Here is a 20,375-nt window from a genome sequence, read left to right on the forward strand (position 1 = left end):
AACCTTGATCATTTTTTTGTTTATATACAAACAGCTAGTCAATGATCAGAGTATCTCTCATGCTAAAAAAATTAACTGCAATCGCGATTCTAGGCTCGGTTTTAACGGTCATGGGCTGCGAAACTGTACCCAATACAGCCACGACACAAACCGCGAATCATTTACAACTTTTGCAAAATCGTATCTGGATTGCAACCCAGATTGGCAATACTGAAATCAAGACGGTGCCAACCGCACGCAATGTTCCGAGTCTGCAATTTGATGCCAGTACCCAGCGCGTTTCAGGTTCAGATAGCTGTAACCGGATTATGGGCAGCTACACAGCAGCAAAAGACACGCTGACCCTGAGCCAGATGGCCACTACCCGTATGGCCTGTATGAACAACGATCAGCTTGATCAGAAATTTAATGAAGCTTTAGCCAAAGTGACTCATTATCAAGTGTTTGGTAAAACCTTAAAATTACTGGATCGCCATGGAAATCTCTTGATCCAGCTGGAAAGTGCTGTTCAGCCGCGTTAATACTTCCCTACAAAAAGCCTGTATGGACAGGCTTTTTTATCTTTCATACTGATGAGCTGGAATTTAACCATCAGCCCGATTGAGTTATTTAATTGAATGAGGAATCAACCATGCAACAGGCACTTTTCGGTGGGGGATGCTTTTGGTGTACTGAAGCCGTATTTTTACAGATTCAGGGAGTTCAGCAAGTCGTCAGCGGTTACGCAGGTGGGCACACAACTCAGCCAAACTATGATGATGTCTGTGGTGGCAATACCGGCCATGCCGAAGTCATTCTGATCGATTTCGATGAAAACCAGATTAACTATAACCAATTGCTCGATGTCTTTTTTGCGACCCATGATCCAACCACATTAAACCGTCAAGGCAATGATGTCGGCACCCAGTATCGTTCTGTGATTTATTATCTGAATGATGAACAGCAGCAACAGGCGCAGCAGGCGATGGATGCCCTGAAAGCCGATGGCATCAATGTGGTAACTGAACTGAGCCCTGCCCCGACTTTCTATCCGGCGGAAGACTATCATCAAAACTTCTTTGCCAAGAACCCGACCCAGGGCTATTGCAATTTTGCCATTCCGCCAAAATTGAATAAATTACGCAGCAAATTTACGACCTTGCTAAAAACTCATTAAGATTCATGAAAAATGGGCATAAAAAAAGCGACTGCAATCAGTCGCTTTTTTTATTACCTGAATCTTAGTTATCGGTTGCAAAAGCAATATCGCTGAGTCCGGCTCCACTCGCACGCGACATGACTTGCGCCACTGAGTCATAACGTGATTCTTTATCCGCTTTCAGCACAATGGTCGGCTGACGTTCAGCTTGGCCCGCTTCATTAAAACGGGTTTCAAGTTGTTCTAGCGTCAGTACATCACCATTCCAAGCAATGTCACCTTTGGCATTGATACTGATCGTGACATTTTCAGGCGGCAGATCGATAATCTCCGCAGTGGTTTGTGGCAAGGTTAATGGAATTGATGGGTTCGCAACGGTCGCTGTCACCAGAAAGATGATCATCAATACCAACATAATGTCGATGAGGGGAATGAGGTTCATCTCATTCATGCCTACATCGTTGTCTTCACCCAGTTGAAAAGCCATTAAACTTGACCTCCCACGAAACTCTGTTGTGTTACTTTTTCATCAGACTTTTTTGCAGCAGATTCCTGTTGCAGCATGGTATCAATCAACAGACCATGTGCCTGATCTTGTAATTCATGAGCCAAGCCACGATTAGCACGGACACAGATGTTATAAGCCAGTACCGCAGGAATCGCGACTGCCAGACCTAAGCCAGTCATAATCAACGCTTCACCGACTGGGGTTGCCACTTGTGCCAGACCTGCCTGACCACTTTTACCAACAGCAACCAGCGCATGGAAGATACCCCATACCGTACCGAATAAACCGACAAATGGAGAGATCGATGCGATGGTACCCAGAACTGATACACCTTTTTCGGCATTGGCTTTTTCTGCTGAAATCTGGCGTAACAGCGCCTGTTCTGCCACTGCTTTACGCTGTTCAAAGCCCAAAGGAGCCAGCTTGGTTTTCAGTTTTTCCAATGCTTGAGATAACTGAGCATAGGCAATCTGTTTCAGTTGGCGAGTGCCCATCAAACGCAGCACAAAAATGGTCCATGTCGCAATCGACATTGCCAATAACACGAAATACAGCGTTTTACTGACTGCATCAGCGTGTTGCCAATAAACTGAAAAGTTCATATTCGAACTCCTAATGGGTGAGCCGTTATTTAACCTGAAAATCGAAAGGCTGTTCCACACGGGTTGGATAAGCCACACCATTTTCAACATATTTAGTGAGTTGTGCACGACGTACCGCGGCTTCTACTTTGCGCGTTACTGCCGGGCTACAACTTGAATTTCGTGCAGTTGCAGAAACCACTTTACCCTGCTCATTCGCTGAAACATCTACTACCAGTGAACAGGCTGATTTTAATTCACCTGCAGAGAGCGAGACTTTGGGTGAACGCTGCCAGGACACGCCCCCACCAATCGATACACTTTTCGGGGATGGCGGCGCAGCAGGTGCTGGCGGTGCCACAGGCGCAGGTGGCGCGACTGGAGCAGGTGCCGGTTTAACTTTAGTTTCAGTGACCACTGTCGGTACAACCGGACTTGGGGTTGGTTTTGCTTCAACTGGCGGTGCTTTAACCACTTTTGGCTCTTCAGCCTTTTTCACCTGCTCGATTTTTTCTACTTTTTTCGGTGGTGGTGGCAGCGGTTTATCGACAATTTTGACTTCTTTTGGCTTAGGCGGCTCTTTTTGTGGCTCGGCCTTCGGCTTTGGCGGTAAAGGTTTTGGCGCTTCCTGGAGTTTTACAAAGCGCACTTTTAAGGGTTGCTTATCAATGGGTGCCAGCTCAGGTGCTTTCATCTGGCTGATCGCATATAACACACCCACATGCCCAACCAGTACAGCCGCCACGATAGAGATGACTTTCTTTTTCATCTGATTTGGCGGTGTAGGCATTTGGGGCGCAGCAACTTGACTCATTAAATCTATTACCTTGAGGAGATGATGTGGAACAAACTATCAAGCTCATCGGTTAGCACAATTAAAGTATGCCAATAATAAATGAGAAGTGTTTTCATTTGCAACCGCTAATCCTTCCTTTGACTGACTTTTTTGCATCAAAACAAAAAAGGCACACTAAAAGTATGCCTTTTTAAAACTCAATGCAAGTCTTATTGGAACACGACAGTCTTGTTGCCATCGACAATAATACGGTCTTCCAAATGCCATTTTACCGCACGGGCCAATACATTACGTTCCACATCCTGACCGAGTTCACGTAACTGCTCAACGGTAAAGTCATGGTTCACGCGCTCCACATCCTGCTCGATGATCGGACCTTGATCCAGATCAGCAGTCACATAGTGTGCAGTTGCACCAATCAGCTTCACACCTTTTTCATAGGCCTGTTTGTACGGATTGGCACCTACGAAAGCTGGCAGGAAAGAATGGTGAATGTTGATCACTTTCATTTCCCACTTGCTGACAAATTCTTCATCCAGAATCTGCATATAACGCGCCAGCACCAACAGGTCATTGCCTTGCATCAACTGGTCGATTTCTGCATAAGCTTCAGGTTTGTTGTCTTTGGTCACCGGCACAACTTCGAATGGAATGCCAAAATTTTCAACTGCTTCGCGTAAAGTCTCGTGATTCGATACTACTTTGGTAATTTCACAAGGCAGACCACCACGCGCATGACGCCATAACAGCTCAAGCAAGGCATGATCGACTTTAGACACCAGAATACCGACTTTTTTCACATCACTGACCAGAGCCAGACGCCATTGCATGCCATAGCGTTCTGCCACATTCGCTGCAAAAGTCTGGATAATACTTTCTTTACGACTTTGAAGATTATCTAATTCAAATTCAACGCGCATGAAGTAACGTCCGCCCTGCGCTGCTGTCGCATATTGGTCAAGCGCAGTAATGTTGGCACCTTGATGATACAAGAAGCTCGAAACAGCCTGCACGATGCCCGGCTTGTCTTCACAAGTAATCAATAAACGTGCGGTGTTAGCAGTCGTCATATTCATGTTGGTTTAAGTCACTAATCAGTTAAATTAAAAATAAGCCGAGTATTCTAGCGCGTTTCTTGGATATTCTGAATAGTTTGTTCAGATTCAGAATCTTTAGATGACGACAGGCTGGCAAAAAGTTCCGAAGAGCCCAAACTACTCAATAAACCTTCATAGGTTTGACGACTTTCACCACGTAAATACGCCCCTTCCAGGAATACCATTTGACGGAGTGCCTGCCAGACCCATTTTTCTTCCAGCGTATTGGAATCGGTTAAATGACCTGACATATACAGGAAGTTGGTCCAGTTGGTCAGTACAATCCACAGGTTAATGATCAGGGCTTCAATTTCTGAATCGGTCATGTCCATCAGGCCTGCATTAACAAAGCCTTTATAAATTTTCTGGCCCTGCTGCATCACCTGTCCGGCAAAGCGTGGATACATCTTGCGAAAATCTTCGTTATTTTCTACCAGATGATAGACATCACGATGCAGGAAACGGTAAGCCCATAACTGGCTGCTCAGCACCTGAAAATAATGCACCTTATCATTGGCATCCAGTGCACGGTCATCCGGCAGCGCCAGCATTTCCAGGGTCTGATGCTGGTACTGTTCCATCAATTCTTTAATAATTTCATTTTTATTGCGGAAATGATAATACAGGTTACCCGGGCTCATGCCGAGTTCAGCCGCAATGTGATTGGTGGTTACCGATCGTTCGCCACGCTCGTTAAACAGCTGCAAACTGAGCTGCAAGATACGCTCTTTAGTTTTTAAGGTTTTGGTTTGGGACATCCTAAAATAACCATTCAGTTCATGCATTAGCAGGCTAACACACAAAGTCACTTGACTAATTAGAGTATTTGCTCTAAAAATTAATTAATCGATTTTTGAATAATGGTAGTGCGGCATGAACAGTCACACAAAAACAACATCAATGACACCACATTTTTTTGATAGCCAATATCTGAATGAAGTCTTGGCGCAACAAAAACACGCTTACTTACACTACCCTCTGCCGACTGCAAAGGAACGTATCGATCGTTTAGCTCGACTTAAGCGTATCTTAGTTAAGTATCAAGATCAATTTGCTGATGCAATTAATCAGGACTATGGTAACCGTTCCATTGGGGAAACCAAGATTGGTGAACTGCTCACCTGTCTGGAACATATCAAATATTACAGCAAAAACCTGACCCGATGGATGAAACCTTCCAAGCGTCATGTCGGCATTATTCATCAGCCGGCAAAAGCCTGGGTACAATATCAGCCTTTGGGCGTAGTCGGAATTATCGCACCGTGGAACTATCCGCTGTTGTTGTCGATTGGCCCTTTGATTTGCGCACTAGCGGCCGGCAACCATGCCATGATCAAAATTTCCAGTGCATCCGCTGCTTTTGGTGAAGTTCTGGAAAAAGCCCTGGCTGAAGCCTTCCCTAAAGAATTGGTCGCTGTGGTGAATGGTGGTGGTGTGATTTCAGATGCTTTCTGTCGTTTGCCTTTCGATAAACTGATTTTCACTGGCTCAACTGCAGTCGGTAAAACCGTCATGGCAGCCGCTGCCGAAAATCTGGTTCCGGTGATTCTGGAACTGGGCGGTAAATCGCCGGTACTGGTGCATCCATCGATTGATCTGCGCGATGTCGCGCAGCGGATTGCGGTGGGTAAACTCTGGAATGCCGGTCAGACCTGTGTAGCTCCGGACTATATGTTCTTGCCTCGCGGGAAAACTGCCGAGTTCATTGATCACTTTAAAGCCTGTGTCGAAAGTATGTATCCGGATATCACCCATAATCAGGATTACACCTCGATTATTAATGTCAAACAATATAACCGTCTGCAAGGCTATCTGGATGATGCGCGTGAACAGGGTGCGCAAGTCATTGAAATTAATCCGCGTAGTGAAAACTCGGCTGATCTGCGCAAGATTGCACCGACCATCGTGACCAATGTCACCCCGATGATGCAGATCATGCAGCATGAAATCTTTGGCCCACTGTTACCGATCATGGAATATGATCAAATTGACGATGTCATCGACTTTATTAATAGCCGTCCGCGTCCACTTGCTTTATACTACTTCGACTTTGATCAGGCGCGTGCCGATTATGTCGCACAGCGTACCCATTCAGGGCATTTCGGGCAAAATACGGTACTGACCCATGTTGCGCAGGATGATCTACCATTTGGGGGTGTCGGTGCATCAGGTATGGGTAAATACCATGGCCCAGAAGGCTTCTTCAGTTTGTCGCATGAACGCTCAGTAATGTCGAATCCAAAGCTGTACAGCTTGAAATACATTCTGCCACCGTTCAATAAACCGATTCACAAGCTGATTTCGAAGACACTTCTCCGCTAAATGATCAAGGCATGAGCTATCGATATAGTTCGTGCCGCGTTTTGACGAAAATCGCTTGTCTTTTAAGCGCATTTTTGATATAAAACGCCCCTTGAATGATTTCAATCCGTTTATTTTTGACTGGCCATACAGATTTGCTGTTGGCTAAATCAATGGAGTTACACCATGTCTAAGGTTTGCCAAGTTACCGGCAAGCGTCCAGTCGTTGGTAACAACGTCTCACACGCCAACAACAAAACTAAGCGCCGGTTCGAGCCGAACCTGCACCACCACCGTTTCTGGTTAGAAAGCGAAAAACGTTTTGTACGTCTTCGTTTAACCACTAAAGGTATGCGTATTATCGACAAATTGGGCATTGAAAAGGTTGTTGCTGACCTACGTGCTCAAGGTCAAAAGATCTAAGGAGTCTGAACCATGCGTGATAAAATTCGCTTAGTTTCTTCAGCTGGTACAGGTTATTTCTATACCACGACTAAGAACAAACGTACTATGCCGGAAAAAATGGAAATCAAAAAATTTGATCCAAAAATCCGTCAACACGTAATCTTCAAAGAAGCTAAAATCAAATAATTTTAGTTTCTTTAAAAAAACGACCTTTGCGGGTCGTTTTTTTTTGCACTTTTTTTATCCGACTTGATAAACTTTCTGCATGTTTTGGCACTTTTTGTGCTTATTTCCCAGCAAACCTAGCTAAAGGAGTATTTAGTGCCACATGACGTAGAGCTCATTATATTACTGGCTGTTGGTTTTGGCTTAGCTTTGGTCTTTGGCTATCTCGCTGCACGGTTACGTCTTCCCCCTTTGATCGGTTACTTAATTGCCGGCATTCTGATTAGTCCCCATACACCCGGTGTGGTCGGTGATATTCATCTGGCCAACCAACTGGCAGAACTTGGCGTCATGTTCCTGATGTTTGGTGTCGGAATGCATTTTTCCCTGAACGATCTGATGCAGGTCCGCCGGATTGCCCTGCCCGGGGCCATTTTACAGATTGCAGTTGCCACCTTGCTCGGGGTTGGAGTTTCGATGCTGTGGGGCTGGAGCTTTGGCTCAGCACTGGTCTTCGGCCTAAGCCTGTCTTGTGCCAGTACCGTGGTTCTACTCAAAGCCCTTGGTGATCGTGGCTTACTGGATTCAATCAATGGCCGAATTGCTGTTGGCTGGTTGCTGGTCGAAGATCTGGTCATGGTCTTGGCGCTGGTACTGTTACCTGCCACTGCGGTGCTTTTAGGGGGGCAGGCGCTGGAAGGCGCAAGCGATGAGAATATCTGGCTTACCTTAGGGATTACCTTACTTAAAGTCGCAGGCTTTATTGCCTTCATGCTGATTATTGGTAAACGCTTGATTCCGATGATCATACAGGTGGTGGCACGTCTGGGTTCACGTGAGCTGTTTACCTTAACAGTGGTGGCTGCTGCCGTCTCGATTGCCTTTGGTGCTTATAAGATCTTTGGCGTGTCGATGGCACTGGGTGCTTTCTTTGCCGGGATGGTGGTGAAAGAATCTGATTTCAGTCATCGTGCCGAAGAAGAAACCTTGCCACTGCGTGAAATTTTCTCGATTTTATTCTTTGTCTCCGTCGGCATGCTGTTTGATCCGCGCATTTTGCTGGAACAGCCTCTACATGTGCTGGCCGTGGTCGGGATTATCATGATTGGTAAGACTATTGCGGCTATGGCACTGGTGCTGTTCTTTCGCTATCCGATCAATACCGCCTTGACCGTCGGTGCTTCTCTGGCACAGATTGGTGAGTTCTCCTTTATTTTGGCTGCGCTCGGTGTTTCGCTTAACCTGCTTTCGCTGGAAGGTCAAAACCTGATTCTGGCAGGTGCCTTGATTTCGATTACGCTTAACTCCTTTATCTTTTCCGCGATTGAACCGGTACAGAAATGGATTCGGGAACGCTCGACTCTGGCCCGATTACTGGAACGCAGTGGTGACCCTCTGGCAATGTTACCCGATGAAGTCTCACAGGATTACCTGCGTGATCAGGTGGTCATTATTGGCCATGGTGAGGTAGGTCGTCGCATTACCCGCTCATTGATGGAAGAAAATATCAAGGTGGTGATTGCCGAAGAAAACCGTGACATCGTCGAAAACCTGCGTGAGAAAGGCATTGCTGCTGTGTCTGGTGTTGCCACTGAAGCTGGGGTGCTGATTCAGGCACATATCCAACATGCGCGCTTATTGGTGATTTCGCCTATGGATATTATTGATATTCATAAAATTGTCGACATTGCCAAGACCTTGAATCCACAAATTCAGGTACTAGTCTGTGCAGAAAGCAAGGAAGAAGCTGAAGCCATTCGTCGGGATAATATCGGTGCGGTTTATTATGCCAAAGAAGAAATGGCGAAAAATATGAGCAATCATATTTTAAACCAGATTGAGATCGCGCATCAGCATACGCCTTCTCATTAAAGTTTTTCTTTGAATAAACGCCAAATAAAAAAGTTGCCGGATCTGGCAACTTTTTTTATGGACATCAATATATCTCTGAGCCAAAGATTTTATTAACACACTGGCTTCAGACTGCTCACGACTTAAATTTTAAAATACTGATTTTTCATCTTCATTTCAAATGAACGTTTTATGGTACTTAAAATCTGCCTAATTTAATAACCTATAAAACTCAAAAAGCACACCGATAGTGTGCTTTCTAAATAAATTTCAACGATTAACTCATATACTTTGGTTCTTCATCCACAACTTCAGCCTGCCACTCATTGACCTGCTGTTCCAGCAAACCATAGAGTGCTGCCTGAATCATCTGTTGCGCAATCACGGGCGTCTGCTCTCCAAGTAAAGCTTTCACCTCATCATTAAATTGAATCATGACCAAAGGCTGTTTATGTGAGCCTGCATTGCGTAGAGCCAACGCGCCGCCTTCAAGTTGAACGAGTTCTAAAATCGCGTCTTGATTACCAAATAAATCTTTCAACTGTTCTATAGACATATATCCTCCATGTTCAACATGGTGGCAAAGCGCCGGGTGCACTTTGCATCATTAGAGTAATTGATATAGGGTTAAAAATTGCATTTTCAAGTACAGCCGATCCGATTAAAATTCAATCATCTCATTACGAAAACCATCAATTAATTGGGTCAGGTCACGATGCCACTCTCTCAATATAGCAGTATCAGGTAACCACGCTTGTGGAGACTGTGTGACTTTAATGATGAGATTTGAGGATGTTTCGTCTTCAGGTTCTGGGGTACTTGGTTCGGGCGCATACTGGCACAGACGGTACGCGCGCTTCAGTTCAGCAATGAAACCGCTCTTGGACAAATGTTGCAATACCGCCACTTCTGGCGAAATCTGGCCTTTGGCCGCCATCAGTTCTTCGATCGATTTTAGCGTCGGATGAGGATCATTCAGGCGATAGTAACGCACCAGTTCCTGTAAAAATGCTAACAAAGCACCATGCAAATGAAACACAGTTGCTTCACGTTGTGCCTGAGCCTGTTGTACATGTTCGGTTTGCTCTGCTTGCTGGCAGGATAGACGGGCGAAATACAGTTTTTGATTGGTACGGTCCGCATGATAGCGAGCAACACGGGTCATCGAGATTTCCTAAGGGTTAAAACAAATTTTGGCTTTTATAAAGTAAAAGGTTCGCCTGCATTTCGCAATCAAAAGATGTTTAGACTGAATCAATCCCGCACTGAAATTCAGAGCATTGAGCTCACTGATTAAGTACGGCGATACTAAATTTCGACCATAAAAAAAGGAGCCTATCCAGTGCTCCTTTTTTGAGTTTAAGCCTGAGGCTTGTCTTCTGCAGCTTTCACGCGGATCCCATGTCCGTGCAAGCGCAACGTGTTCAGGCCTTTAATGGCTTTCACCGCTTCACGGCCATGTGGCATTTCTACAAAAGCAAAACCTTTTGATTTGCCTGTTGCTGCATCAAGCACCAAAGTACAGGTCTCCACTGTGCCATATTCCTGGAACAGTTTCAGTAATTCGGCTTCTGTGACCGTACGTTCTAAATTACGAACTAAAATTTTCATCTTACAACCTTAAGAAGATAGGCAAAAAATATCAAAAAGCACGCGCCTACTCTACTTTTTGCATGAAACAACTTTGCCATAGTTTAATCGAGATCAATGCCAAAATCTAAATTAATCGACTTGCGTTCAATCAAGGCACTTTTTACCGTTTGCTGCCGGGTCTTGTAATGGGTTTCCGTGGTACATAAATGCCGGGTGAGATCATTCAGGAAATAGCTTTCGACTTTACGCCCCTGCTCATCGACCGTTTCCCGCGCCCAATGATTCAGGTTCTGTTTGGTCAGAATCAATTCATTTTTTGCCCGGGTCAACGCCACATATAGCACACGACGTTCTTCTTCGACATCATCAAAGTCACCCTGAGCACGTGCATGCGGGTAATTGCCTGGCGTGACATTGGCCACATAACAGACATTTTGCTCAGTACCTTTTGCCGAGTGAATGGTGATTAAGGTCACCACATCATGATCCGACTGGCGTTCAATTTCCGAGATTGACACCGGATCCAGTACATATTCCTCTAAAAATTCACTCAACTGTGAATGCTTGGAGGCCAGCTGTTTGACGAGTTCAAAATCACTCTGGCGACGTGGCCAATCCTTTTTATAGTTTTCCGCCAACTGCGATTCAATCGCCTGAATCGCAAGACCGACACAGGCTTGCACTTCGCCTTTGAGCACACTCATCTGCTGCATGATGAGAATAGTTTCTAATGGTATCTTGCCAAATTTTTCCAAATTATCTGCAATAGCTTCCATTTCCGGTTCAGCCAATAACTGCTGCGATAGCTTACTGGCACCCACATCACCAACACCATTCCACAGGGTCAAGAAACGCATCCAGGCGATATCATCCAGCGGATTGGCGACTACGCGCAGCATGCTGAGCAAATCTTTGACATGCGCCGTTTCCAACAGCTTCATGCCACCAATAAAGCGATACGGCACATTAGCCGCGATACAGGCTGCCTCAATATGCCGTGCGGCAAAACTGGAACGAACCAGCACCATATGCTCGCCCCACTTACTACCTTGCAGATAATGACGCTCTTTAATATCAATCGCGATCCATTTGGCTTCATCAAACTCATTCGGGAAAATATGCATGCGCGGCTTAATGCCTTCTCCGCGATACGCTTCCAGACGTTTGTCATATTTGATTTCAGACTGATCGAGCAGCCAGTTGGACAGATCCAGAATTTCCTGGGTCGAGCGGTAGTTTTTTTCTAATTTAAAAATCTGCGCATCTGGCACACGCTCTTTGAAATGGTGAATATTTTCAAAGTCTGCACCACGAAAACCATAAATCGACTGCGCATCATCACCGACACAGAACAGGCTAATCTGGTCTTTCAGTGGCTCCAGCAAAGCCCATTGCAATGGATTGGTATCCTGCATTTCATCGACCAGCATATGCCGACAGATCGAAGCGACATAGTCGACCAGACCTTCGGACTGTGCCAGCGCCGTGGCAACTACCGCTAGGATGTCATCATAATCCAGAAAGCTGCGCACCTGCTTACGTGCTTCATATTCTTTCATGATGTCAGCAATCTGGTCTTTGAGAGCCAGATATTCTGGCATCTGTTTTTCTAATGCCAGACTGAGTTTTTGCCGGGTATTCCGTGCAAAAGAATACAGGTCACATAATTCCTGAGGCTTAGGCAAATGATTGGGATTTTTCTTGTCATCACGGCCGCGAATCAGGCGGAACATCATCAGCTGATCATCACGATCAATAATCGAAAACTGTTCCAGACCAAAAGCTTTCGGAATACGGCGCAGCAGATACATACAGAAGGTATGAAAGGTCGAGGCTCGCAGCCCCTTGGCTTGTTCACCAAGTGCCAGTTCGACACGCGCCACAATTTCACTGGCTGCACGGCGAGTAAAGGTCAGAATCTGAATCTGCTTGGCAGGCACGCCCTGTTCAATCAAGTAAGCTGCGCGTGCCACGATGGTCTTGGTTTTGCCACAACCTGCCCCGGCCAGCACTAAACTGTGTTTTGCTTCTGTGGTGGCTGCTTGTCTTTGCTGAGGATTTAATTCATCAATCAGGGTGGCTAAACTCATTTTCACTCATCATTTTGTGGATGTATGTAGTTTAACAGATCGCTTCCAGAATTATGGCTTTTCAGTTGTCCTGAAACTGTCTCCAATTTTATTTCCTGATTTGATATTAGCTAACGACAGGGCGTGCTGGATTACAGGAGAGAGAAATACTTTCACTCTGTCAAAAGATTTTTAACTATCTCAGCGACAGCTTTCTCCAAGTTCATTTCTGCATTATTTAAGGCTTCCTCTAAAGGACAATCTGGCGGATTAATCCCAACAATCTGGCTAAATCCTGACTCAAACAAATCCTCAATCCCTTCACCGACTAGACCCGAAAAAGCAATCACCGGTTTATTGAAGTGTTTTGCAACCTGCGCCACACCAAATGGCGTTTTGCCAAATTTGGTTTGAAAATCAATTTTACCTTCCCCGGTAAACACATGATCTGCTTGCGCTATTTTTTCACCCAGTTGAACCTGTTCAATCATCAGCTCTACACCTGATCGAATGGAAGCAGCAGTGGATGCCATTAAACCAAAACCCAATCCACCGGCAGCGCCCGCACCTGCCACATGACGATAATCACAGCCAATCTGCTGAGCAACCACATCGGCGAAATGACAGAGGTTTTGATCCAACTGCTTGACCATTTCAGGCGTTGCACCTTTTTGTGGTCCAAAGATTATCGATGCACCATTTGGTCCACACAGTGGATTGTTGACATCCGATGCAATGATTATTTCAGTATCTGCTAAACGTGGATCAAGTTCGGATAAATCCATTGATTTGACCAGATCTAAGTTTCCACCACAGACCTGAATTGACTCACTCTTATAATTTAGAAACCGCACACCCAGTGCTTGCGCCATACCAGCACCTGCATCATTGGTAATACTGCCACCGAGCCCAATGATGATTTTTTTCACATCCAAATCCAATGCTTGTTTGATCATTTCTCCTGTACCATAGGTCGAAGTAAGCATCGGGTTACGCTGTGAAGGTTTCAATAAATGAATGCCATTGGCCTTGGCCATTTCAATCACGGCAGTCTGGCTTGCATCAACCAAACCCCAATAGGTCTGAATACGTTGCTCAGATAATGGCCCGGTCACTTCACATGCAATACTTTCCCCCTTTAAACTTGAAATCAGTGCATCGACCGTGCCTTCACCACCATCAGCCATTGGCACATGAATAATGTGGGCATCCGGAATGACATTCTGAATACCGCGTTGCATGGCCTGAGAAGCCTGTGCAGCAGACATGCTTTCTTTAAACGAGTCGGGAGCAAGCACAAAGGTGAGCGGCATGGTGTGATCTTTTATCCACAAATGAAGTCTAAATTGTGGATAAATCCAGCACTATCCACAAGTCTTTATTTCCAGCCCAGTTCAATTGCAGTTATCTCATTAATCAAAGTTTGATTTAAAGATTCTGGCATTTTACTGGTGGTTTGAGACACCGGGATATATCCTGCCATCAGCTCCGCTTTGGCCTGCGGAAATAAGGGTTGTTGATCTGGAAATGCATAACCCAGTGGATAAATCGGTTGGCCTGTGGCCAAATCATATTTATCTGAAGCACCAAAGGCATGCAGCAACTCATGAACCAAGACAATTTTATTCTGTTCAGTCTGTTGCTTGGATGCAAATAGATTTACCGAACCAATTCGGCCTTTTTGCAAGGCAGTTGAATGTTTCAATTGCTTGGTCTGCACAGGATCATAGTAATTTAAAAATAAAGTCACATTGGCTGAAGGATCTGAACTCTGTCGTTGTTTCCAAGCATAGAACCGGAATTTTAAACTCCATAAAACTGTATCGATGAGCGAGGCTTGCTCAGGGACTTTGGGTGGTAGAACTTGAAGCTCACGGCCTAAATTAAAATAAAAATAAGTCGGCTTTCCGCGATACTGCTGAGCTGCTTTTTCCAGATATTCCCTTGCTCCATTCAAGTCCTGAGCTGACAGTTGCTGGATATATTGCTGTGTGGTCGGTAATCCATCGGCATTAATCGGATGCAGCAAAACAATAATTGGCTTTGACCAGTTCTGGTTTTGATCACGATAGGCATTAACTGCGACAATCAATAAGATGATTAATAAAATCAGAATCCGAATCTTTTTCCACATATCGATTACACACTCTGCTTTTTCATTTTTCTTAAATACATCTGACTCATTTCTATTTTTGTTTCAAATAAATTTAAAGTTTTTATTAATCCTGACAATTTGGCTCTACCATAGTTACGAGAGTCAAAATCAGGCTTTACTGCACTGATATACTGCCCGACCATCCCTAAATTCGCCCATCCATTATCATCGGCATTATCTTTTACAGCTTTATAAATTAAGTTAAGCGTAGCTCGATCCATCCCTTCAGGTAACTGAATTTCCTTTTGCGCAGATATAGTTTTTTGTCCATTAGTCTTGATAATCTCCGAAACTTTTTTATCTATTGATCCTGTTTCTTCACCATCCTCATTATTTTTAATTTCACTATCTACAAGTAAGTTTTCGATATAAATGAACTTGTCACAGGCTTTCTTAAATGCTTCAGGCGTAGCTTTTTTGCCAAAGCCATACACTGTTAGACCATTTTCACGAATACGTGAAGCTAAGGGCGTGAAATCGCTATCGCTGGATACGATACAAAATCCATCTAATGCACCTGCATAAAGTAAATCCATAGCATCAATGATCAGGATCATATCCGTCGCATCTTTACCCTTGGTATAAGCGAATTGTTGTACCGGAGTGATGGCATGAGGAAGGAGTACATCTCGCCATTTCTTTAAAGTTTCGCTGCTCCAGTCCCCATACACACGTTTGACACTGGCAATTCCATATTTCGCAACTTCCTCCAATACCGATGAAATCGCGTTGATAGAAGAATTATCCGCATCGATTAATACAGCGAACTTTTTTGTCTGAATATCCACATCCACCCCAAGATATTATTTTTAATTTTTTATATACATGATTCTGACATAAAAAATGCCGACTTTCGTCAGCATTTTTTTGAATCTTAGAGTTTAGGCTTCAACCCATTTTCCGTCCTGATAAACCAGAGACCATTTGGTTTGCTTGCCTTCTGCAGTTTCCGAACCAATATATTGTGACTGGTTCTTACGGCTAAATTTTACCAGAGTTGGATTCCCTTCCGGGTCCACATCAGGTGCCTGCAAGATAAACTGATACTTTGGATCAAGCTGGTCGGCAACAGAACGAATCTCGGCCACTTTCGGTGCACGGGTTTCACGCACTTTCGGGAACTTGCTTGCCGCCAGGAATAAACCGGCTGCACCGTCACGCAGTACAAAGAAATCGTCATGCTTGGCAGAACGTAAATGCTCCATCTTGATCGGATCCACACGTGGAGGCGCAGGCTGACCGCTCTTTAAGACTTTACGGGTATTGTCACAGCTGGTACAGGCAAAATACGGACCAAAACGACCCGTCTTCAGCTGCATTTCACCATCACACTTGTCGCATGGGATACTCGGGCCATCATAGCCTTTAATTTTGAACTCACCTTCTTCAAGTTCAAAACCACTACAGTCCGGGTTATTCCCACAGATATGCAGTTTACGGCCGCCATCAATCACATAGCTGTCCATGGCAGTTTCACAGATCGGACAACGCTTCTTCGACATCAGGTCAGCAGTTTCCGCAGCCTCATCATCAGATAATGCAGCCAGAGACTCAACTGGTGTCAGGTTCAAGGTTCCTTTACAACGCTCTTTCGGCGGTAGGTTATAGCCTGAACAACCCAAGAATACGCCTGTGGTTCCGGTACGAATCTGCATTGGACGGTCACATTCTTTACAGTGTACTGCATCCACTTCTACAGGCTGATTGCGGCGCATACCGTTCTCACCCTGCGCCGTAGTCAAACGTTGCTTAAAATCGCCATAGAAGCTGTCTAATAACTCTTTCCAGTTACGCTCACCATCTGCTACTTTATCCAGCTGACCTTCAAGATCTGCGGTAAAGGCATAGTTCATCAGATTACTAAAATTTTCATCCAGACGATCGGTAACGATCTCACCCATCTTCTCGGCATAGAGACGACGGTTATCCAGTTTCACATAACCACGATCCTGAATGGTCGAGATAATCGCAGCATAGGTTGATGGACGGCCAATGCCTTTTTTCTCGAGTTCTTTGACCAGTGAGGCTTCGGTAAAACGTGCCGGTGGCTTGGTGAAATGTTGAGATGGATCAAGTTTCTCAAGTTTGAGGACTTCACCGACTTTGACCGCAGGCAATAAAATATCGTCATCGGCTTTATTGGCACCACGCACGCGAGTAAAGCCATCAAAGACCAAGGTACGGCCTTTGGCTTTCAGTTCCACGCCATTAGCATCCACTAAAATGGTAGAAGACAGGTATTCTGCCGGAGTCATCTGACAGGCAACAAACTGGCGCCAGATCAGGTCATACAGACGCTGTGCATCACGCTCAACACCCACCAGACTGTCGCCTTTTAAGCCAACCATAGATGGACGAATCGCCTCATGCGCTTCTTGCGCACCGGCTTTATTGCCATAACGGTTCGGCTTGGCAGGCAAATACTTCTCGCCAAACTCGGATTCGATATGACCACGCACCATATTCACCGCATCATCACTCAAGAAGGTCGAGTCGGTACGCATATAGGTAATGAAGCCGGCTTCATACAGACGCTGCGCCAGCATCATGGTTTTCTTCACAGAAAAACCGAGACGGGTACTGGCTGCCTGTTGTAGCGTTGACGTGATATACGGCGCACTTGGATTAACCTTGGTTGGCTTATCTTCACGTGCAGAAACCGTATAATCCGCATCTTTGATCAGGTTTAATAAGGCATCAGTTTCGGCTTTGTTGCGCAGCTTGAGCGTCTTGCCATTTTGCTTGACCGCTTCGAGACGAATATCATCTTTTTTCGATTTGGTATCGGCAAACACCTGCCAGTATTCTTCAGGAATGAAGGCACGAATTTCACGTTCACGCTCGACCACCAGCTTCACTGCAACCGACTGTACACGACCGGCCGACAGACCACGGGCAATCTTTTCCCAAAGCAATGGCGAAATCATGAAGCCCACGACACGATCCAGGAAACGGCGTGCCTGCTGTGCATTGACTTTATTGGTATCCAGACGTGACGGATGCTTAAAGGCATCCTGAATCGCGTTTTTGGTAATTTCGTTGAAGACCACACGCTGATAACGCGAATCATCACCACCGATGACTTCTTTTAAATGCCAGGCAATCGCCTCTCCTTCCCTGTCCATATCCGTTGCCAGATAGACTTCATCGACTTGCGATGCCAGTTTTTTCAGTTCGGCAACCACATGTTCTTTGCCAGGAAGGACTTCGTATTTGGCTTTCCAGTCATGTTCCGGATCGACACCCATGCGGTTAATCAACGCATTCTGTGATTTTTCAGCTTTTTCTGCATCCGTCAGTTTGGTACGTGTCGCCGGTTTTTTCTCTGTCGATTTTGCAGAACCGCCTGTCGGCAAGTCACGCACATGACCCACTGATGATTTTACGATGTAGTTCGGACCAAGGTACTTATTGATTGTTTTCGCTTTTGCAGGCGACTCCACAATCACTAGGGCACGCTTGCTTCCAGCGTCGGGAGACTTCGCTGTGCTGCTTTTTGATGTGGACCGAGGAGCGTTCGCCATAATTAACCGTTAATCCTGTTTATTTCTAAATTAAAGTTCAGCCAAAGCGTGTAACAGCGCTTTGATGTCGTCGAGTTGGGTCGCTCTTAAATCAGCTTCTTCATCCCAATACACGCCGACACAGTTGGCCTGCATATCAATAGCATAAATGCCTTTTAATGCAATGGGAAAATCTTTAAATTTCTCATCACCCTGCACGATTTCGAGTTTATTATCGACAACACGGGCGCGCATCAAGGGCAAACGTGCATCTGGCATCAGCACACTGTAGTATGCGACCATACTGGCACGACTTTCAGTCGCCTTCGGGATTTTGGTCCAGTCCGGTGCCACCACCAGACGTGGATGCAAACCCATTTTACGGGCTTTATCACGCATCAGCCCCAAGGCTTTTTCTCGGGGACTTACACGTAACCCGAAAATCGACCCTATGACGAAAATGATGATGACCACCGTCACCCAGATTCCAGTGTTTTCCATAGTTCAACCTTTATGTTCTATTATTAGAGTTGCATAAGCACAATATAAAACGCAAGTTTGCACGATAAAATTAATTCAGGAACATTTCATGACTATATAAAATTTCGTGACCATTCCAGTAAATATAACCTTTCTCGATCAGCTCTTTCAGCAGCAAGCGAATGTCCGATTTTGGAAATAACTGTTCCAGTAAATCACGCAGCTCATAAATGTCTTTGGGTTTATCACCCTGCAATTCACGCAGTTTACGCGCCACTTCCAGTTGTACCGGATCGATCCGGCCAAAGTTCTTGAACAGGTCTTGCTGTGCCGACTGGATTGGTGACTTGAGTATTTCAGATGCAACTGGAGCTTCATCTGCCTTCAGTTGGGAAATGACCTGATCCAGTTTTGGATTTTCAACCGGGCTTTGTTCATCCAGATTGAGCTGCAGCCATTGTTTCAGGACTTTTTTGCGGAAGCTGATTTGCTCATCATAGCGTTTGACGATTTTCAGGTTAATCAACATGCCGACCACATGCTGAGCTTTTACCGGCATCACTTTCAGAATATTCGCCACTGAGTTTTTTAGGGTTTCCACCGTATTCGGTTTGCCACTCATTTTCCCTAAAGCATCACAGTATTTTTTCACCAGTTGCAAGGTAGGTTTGTTCTTGATGGCTTCCAGACTCGGAAGATGGTTTTTAGGTTGATCGGTTAGAATGTTTGGCTCATCAGGCTGAATCTGAATCAGGTGACACGGAATATCAGAAGCTTGCAGCATCTGCTGCAACATCTCGCAGCTGTCCATCGCCGAGATCAATTCAACCTCGGTTTCCGGCTCCAGTAGCGCCATAAGCTGACCGACAATGACCGCATATTCATATTCTTTTTGTGGCGATTCAGGCGTGTCCAGTACCACCACCTGACCACTGCTGATCCAGCCGGCAAGCTCGGTTAAATCCTCTAAGGAGAATTCAAATTTTCCGGCACAGCTAAACAGATATAAAGTCGAATAATGCGCCACAATCTCACGCATTAACTTGGCTGTAGGGAAATTATTTTCGAGGTCGAGGAGAACAACTTTTGGGTGCATGGGACGCAATTCCGGAATGTACCTGAGAGCCCGTATTAGAGTAGGAAGTGAGTGAAAGGTCAAATAATTTTACGGCTGAATGGGTGCAGGCCTGTTTCGGCAGAGGTCCAAACTGCATTTTATGAAATGCATGCAAAAAATCTGTTTGCAAGCGCGAATGTTTGTTTTCAACAGGAAAATTTCTTTGGCACTTGATCATCGCGCTACGCTTGATTACTTTTATATGCGGATTTAATGCAATTTAAAAGCCCATTCAAAACAAAAATATTTCTCTTTTGCCATCTTATAGAGTGGCTCATTTTTATTTTTCAATAAAAAACCCTTAGATCAGCTAAGGGTTGTTGTTGATTAAATCATTGCTTGCAAATTAATAATGCGGTGGGCGGTCCGCAACCGGATCAAATTCTGCAATGCCTTCAGACAAATCTGAAGACTCAACACGTTGATATAACAGCGTCATTTGCTTTTTCAGATCAGCAATTTCCAGGGTTTGTTTGGCCACCTGATCATTCAACTGTTCAACTAAATCGTCTAAAAATGCAATTCGCACTTGCAAATCTTCAATGGGTGCGGAAAATGACGCCTGATCATTTAGATTTTGTTGTTTAGTCATTTAAAGTCCTCATTGGGGATTTCA

Annotated in this window: 22 protein-coding genes; 6 read left to right on the top strand and 16 right to left on the bottom strand. The window is 45.0% G+C overall.

Annotated features, from left to right (window positions below):
- Positions 1-59 precede the first annotated feature (59 nt).
- Both ACNPNW_RS07100 and msrA read left to right on the top strand, forming a co-directional pair.
- Positions 60-521 (top strand): META domain-containing protein, encoded by a 462-nt coding sequence (locus tag ACNPNW_RS07100; protein ID WP_004647415.1) that lies wholly within the window; start codon positions 60-62, stop codon positions 519-521.
- A gap of 110 nt (positions 522-631) precedes the next feature.
- On the top strand, positions 632-1,156 hold the full coding sequence (msrA, locus tag ACNPNW_RS07105) for a peptide-methionine (S)-S-oxide reductase MsrA (RefSeq protein ID WP_004647414.1): 525 nt from the start codon (positions 632-634) through the stop codon (positions 1,154-1,156).
- A 64-nt stretch (positions 1,157-1,220) separates the two neighbouring features.
- Here msrA and ACNPNW_RS07110 read toward each other — a convergent pair whose 3' ends face one another.
- From ACNPNW_RS07110 to ACNPNW_RS07130, 5 genes are all read right to left on the bottom strand, one after another.
- Positions 1,221-1,625, bottom strand: coding sequence for an ExbD/TolR family protein (locus ACNPNW_RS07110; RefSeq protein ID WP_086044131.1), 405 nt, complete (start codon positions 1,623-1,625; stop codon positions 1,221-1,223).
- A complete protein-coding gene (locus ACNPNW_RS07115) occupies positions 1,625-2,248 on the bottom strand; it encodes a MotA/TolQ/ExbB proton channel family protein (protein ID WP_004647413.1) in 624 nt (207 codons plus the stop codon). Before ACNPNW_RS07115 ends, ACNPNW_RS07110 begins: the two co-directional genes overlap by 1 nt.
- 25 nt (positions 2,249-2,273) lie before the next feature.
- On the bottom strand, positions 2,274-3,041 hold the full coding sequence (locus tag ACNPNW_RS07120) for an energy transducer TonB (RefSeq protein WP_005267494.1): 768 nt from the start codon (positions 3,039-3,041) through the stop codon (positions 2,274-2,276).
- 191 nt (positions 3,042-3,232) lie between these two features.
- A complete protein-coding gene (purU, locus tag ACNPNW_RS07125; RefSeq protein ID WP_004647410.1) occupies positions 3,233-4,099 on the bottom strand; it encodes a formyltetrahydrofolate deformylase in 867 nt (288 codons plus the stop codon).
- A gap of 47 nt (positions 4,100-4,146) precedes the next feature.
- Positions 4,147-4,878, bottom strand: a complete 732-nt coding sequence (locus ACNPNW_RS07130; RefSeq protein ID WP_034437998.1) for a TetR/AcrR family transcriptional regulator — start codon at positions 4,876-4,878, stop codon at positions 4,147-4,149.
- Positions 4,879-4,993: 115 nt separating this feature from the next.
- Here ACNPNW_RS07130 and ACNPNW_RS07135 point away from each other — a divergent pair, with 115 nt between their 5' ends.
- The 4 genes from ACNPNW_RS07135 (at position 4,994) to ACNPNW_RS07150 (ending at position 8,863) form a co-directional block, all read left to right on the top strand.
- Complete coding sequence (locus tag ACNPNW_RS07135) at positions 4,994-6,442, top strand: coniferyl aldehyde dehydrogenase (RefSeq protein WP_004647408.1); 1,449 nt, start codon at positions 4,994-4,996, stop codon at positions 6,440-6,442.
- 165 nt (positions 6,443-6,607) lie between these two features.
- Positions 6,608-6,844, top strand: coding sequence for a 50S ribosomal protein L28 (rpmB, locus tag ACNPNW_RS07140; RefSeq protein ID WP_000048256.1), 237 nt, complete (start codon positions 6,608-6,610; stop codon positions 6,842-6,844).
- Positions 6,845-6,856: 12 nt separating this feature from the next.
- Positions 6,857-7,012, top strand: coding sequence for a 50S ribosomal protein L33 (gene rpmG, locus ACNPNW_RS07145; RefSeq protein WP_001205031.1), 156 nt, complete (start codon positions 6,857-6,859; stop codon positions 7,010-7,012).
- 135 nt (positions 7,013-7,147) lie between these two features.
- Positions 7,148-8,863, top strand: a complete 1,716-nt coding sequence (locus ACNPNW_RS07150) for a cation:proton antiporter (protein ID WP_420937471.1) — start codon at positions 7,148-7,150, stop codon at positions 8,861-8,863.
- A gap of 256 nt (positions 8,864-9,119) precedes the next feature.
- Here the strand turns inward: ACNPNW_RS07150 and ACNPNW_RS07155 are convergent, their stop codons facing one another.
- The 11 genes from ACNPNW_RS07155 to ACNPNW_RS07205 form a co-directional block, all read right to left on the bottom strand.
- Positions 9,120-9,398, bottom strand: coding sequence for a hypothetical protein (locus ACNPNW_RS07155; RefSeq protein ID WP_004278462.1), 279 nt, complete (start codon positions 9,396-9,398; stop codon positions 9,120-9,122).
- 105 nt (positions 9,399-9,503) lie between these two features.
- Positions 9,504-10,007, bottom strand: a complete 504-nt coding sequence (locus ACNPNW_RS07160) for a DUF6586 family protein (RefSeq protein WP_004278463.1) — start codon at positions 10,005-10,007, stop codon at positions 9,504-9,506.
- A 194-nt stretch (positions 10,008-10,201) separates the two neighbouring features.
- The gene (locus tag ACNPNW_RS07165; protein WP_004729489.1) at positions 10,202-10,453 is read right to left on the bottom strand and encodes an RNA recognition motif domain-containing protein; all 252 of its coding nucleotides are present in this window, start codon (positions 10,451-10,453) and stop codon (positions 10,202-10,204) included.
- An 83-nt stretch (positions 10,454-10,536) separates the two neighbouring features.
- Positions 10,537-12,525 (bottom strand): ATP-dependent helicase, encoded by a 1,989-nt coding sequence (locus ACNPNW_RS07170; RefSeq protein ID WP_253173009.1) that lies wholly within the window; start codon positions 12,523-12,525, stop codon positions 10,537-10,539.
- 152 nt (positions 12,526-12,677) lie between these two features.
- A complete protein-coding gene (locus tag ACNPNW_RS07175) occupies positions 12,678-13,817 on the bottom strand; it encodes a glycerate kinase (RefSeq protein WP_396469406.1) in 1,140 nt (379 codons plus the stop codon).
- A gap of 65 nt (positions 13,818-13,882) precedes the next feature.
- Entirely contained in the window at positions 13,883-14,638 is a 756-nt protein-coding gene (locus tag ACNPNW_RS07180) for a hypothetical protein (RefSeq protein WP_121979825.1), read from the bottom strand.
- Positions 14,639-14,643: 5 nt separating this feature from the next.
- Positions 14,644-15,447, bottom strand: coding sequence for an NYN domain-containing protein (locus ACNPNW_RS07185; protein ID WP_034439084.1), 804 nt, complete (start codon positions 15,445-15,447; stop codon positions 14,644-14,646).
- A gap of 93 nt (positions 15,448-15,540) precedes the next feature.
- Positions 15,541-18,183, bottom strand: a complete 2,643-nt coding sequence (topA, locus tag ACNPNW_RS07190) for a type I DNA topoisomerase (protein ID WP_004278474.1) — start codon at positions 18,181-18,183, stop codon at positions 15,541-15,543.
- A 30-nt stretch (positions 18,184-18,213) separates the two neighbouring features.
- The gene (locus tag ACNPNW_RS07195; protein ID WP_004278475.1) at positions 18,214-18,663 is read right to left on the bottom strand and encodes a hypothetical protein; all 450 of its coding nucleotides are present in this window, start codon (positions 18,661-18,663) and stop codon (positions 18,214-18,216) included.
- A gap of 70 nt (positions 18,664-18,733) precedes the next feature.
- Positions 18,734-19,738 (bottom strand): hypothetical protein, encoded by a 1,005-nt coding sequence (locus tag ACNPNW_RS07200; protein WP_396469407.1) that lies wholly within the window; start codon positions 19,736-19,738, stop codon positions 18,734-18,736.
- Positions 19,739-20,105: 367 nt separating this feature from the next.
- Positions 20,106-20,351: a SlyX family protein gene (locus ACNPNW_RS07205; RefSeq protein ID WP_004278477.1), complete on the bottom strand. Its 246-nt coding sequence runs from the start codon at positions 20,349-20,351 to the stop codon at positions 20,106-20,108.
- Positions 20,352-20,375 lie beyond the last annotated feature (24 nt).

The organism is Acinetobacter endophylla (assembly GCF_053543775.1).

What these genes read in the sequence shown, in the direction of transcription:
- ACNPNW_RS07115 (WP_004647413.1), bottom strand. Translation starts at nt 2,248, where the DNA reads ATGAACTTTTCAGTTTATTGGCAACACGCTGATGCAGTCAGTAAAACG.
- ACNPNW_RS07200 (WP_396469407.1), bottom strand. Translation starts at nt 19,738, where the DNA reads ATGCACCCAAAAGTTGTTCTCCTCGACCTCGAAAATAATTTCCCTACA.
- topA (WP_004278474.1), bottom strand. Translation starts at nt 18,183, where the DNA reads ATGGCGAACGCTCCTCGGTCCACATCAAAAAGCAGCACAGCGAAGTCT.
- ACNPNW_RS07195 (WP_004278475.1), bottom strand. Translation starts at nt 18,663, where the DNA reads ATGGAAAACACTGGAATCTGGGTGACGGTGGTCATCATCATTTTCGTC.
- ACNPNW_RS07120 (WP_005267494.1), bottom strand. Translation starts at nt 3,041, where the DNA reads ATGAGTCAAGTTGCTGCGCCCCAAATGCCTACACCGCCAAATCAGATG.
- ACNPNW_RS07180 (WP_121979825.1), bottom strand. Translation starts at nt 14,638, where the DNA reads ATGTGGAAAAAGATTCGGATTCTGATTTTATTAATCATCTTATTGATT.
- ACNPNW_RS07130 (WP_034437998.1), bottom strand. Translation starts at nt 4,878, where the DNA reads ATGTCCCAAACCAAAACCTTAAAAACTAAAGAGCGTATCTTGCAGCTC.
- ACNPNW_RS07170 (WP_253173009.1), bottom strand. Translation starts at nt 12,525, where the DNA reads ATGAGTTTAGCCACCCTGATTGATGAATTAAATCCTCAGCAAAGACAA.
- ACNPNW_RS07135 (WP_004647408.1), top strand. Translation starts at nt 4,994, where the DNA reads ATGAACAGTCACACAAAAACAACATCAATGACACCACATTTTTTTGAT.
- purU (WP_004647410.1), bottom strand. Translation starts at nt 4,099, where the DNA reads ATGAATATGACGACTGCTAACACCGCACGTTTATTGATTACTTGTGAA.
- rpmB (WP_000048256.1), top strand. Translation starts at nt 6,608, where the DNA reads ATGTCTAAGGTTTGCCAAGTTACCGGCAAGCGTCCAGTCGTTGGTAAC.
- ACNPNW_RS07155 (WP_004278462.1), bottom strand. Translation starts at nt 9,398, where the DNA reads ATGTCTATAGAACAGTTGAAAGATTTATTTGGTAATCAAGACGCGATT.
- ACNPNW_RS07165 (WP_004729489.1), bottom strand. Translation starts at nt 10,453, where the DNA reads ATGAAAATTTTAGTTCGTAATTTAGAACGTACGGTCACAGAAGCCGAA.
- ACNPNW_RS07100 (WP_004647415.1), top strand. Translation starts at nt 60, where the DNA reads ATGCTAAAAAAATTAACTGCAATCGCGATTCTAGGCTCGGTTTTAACG.
- msrA (WP_004647414.1), top strand. Translation starts at nt 632, where the DNA reads ATGCAACAGGCACTTTTCGGTGGGGGATGCTTTTGGTGTACTGAAGCC.
- ACNPNW_RS07175 (WP_396469406.1), bottom strand. Translation starts at nt 13,817, where the DNA reads ATGCCGCTCACCTTTGTGCTTGCTCCCGACTCGTTTAAAGAAAGCATG.
- ACNPNW_RS07205 (WP_004278477.1), bottom strand. Translation starts at nt 20,351, where the DNA reads ATGACTAAACAACAAAATCTAAATGATCAGGCGTCATTTTCCGCACCC.
- ACNPNW_RS07160 (WP_004278463.1), bottom strand. Translation starts at nt 10,007, where the DNA reads ATGACCCGTGTTGCTCGCTATCATGCGGACCGTACCAATCAAAAACTG.
- ACNPNW_RS07110 (WP_086044131.1), bottom strand. Translation starts at nt 1,625, where the DNA reads ATGGCTTTTCAACTGGGTGAAGACAACGATGTAGGCATGAATGAGATG.
- rpmG (WP_001205031.1), top strand. Translation starts at nt 6,857, where the DNA reads ATGCGTGATAAAATTCGCTTAGTTTCTTCAGCTGGTACAGGTTATTTC.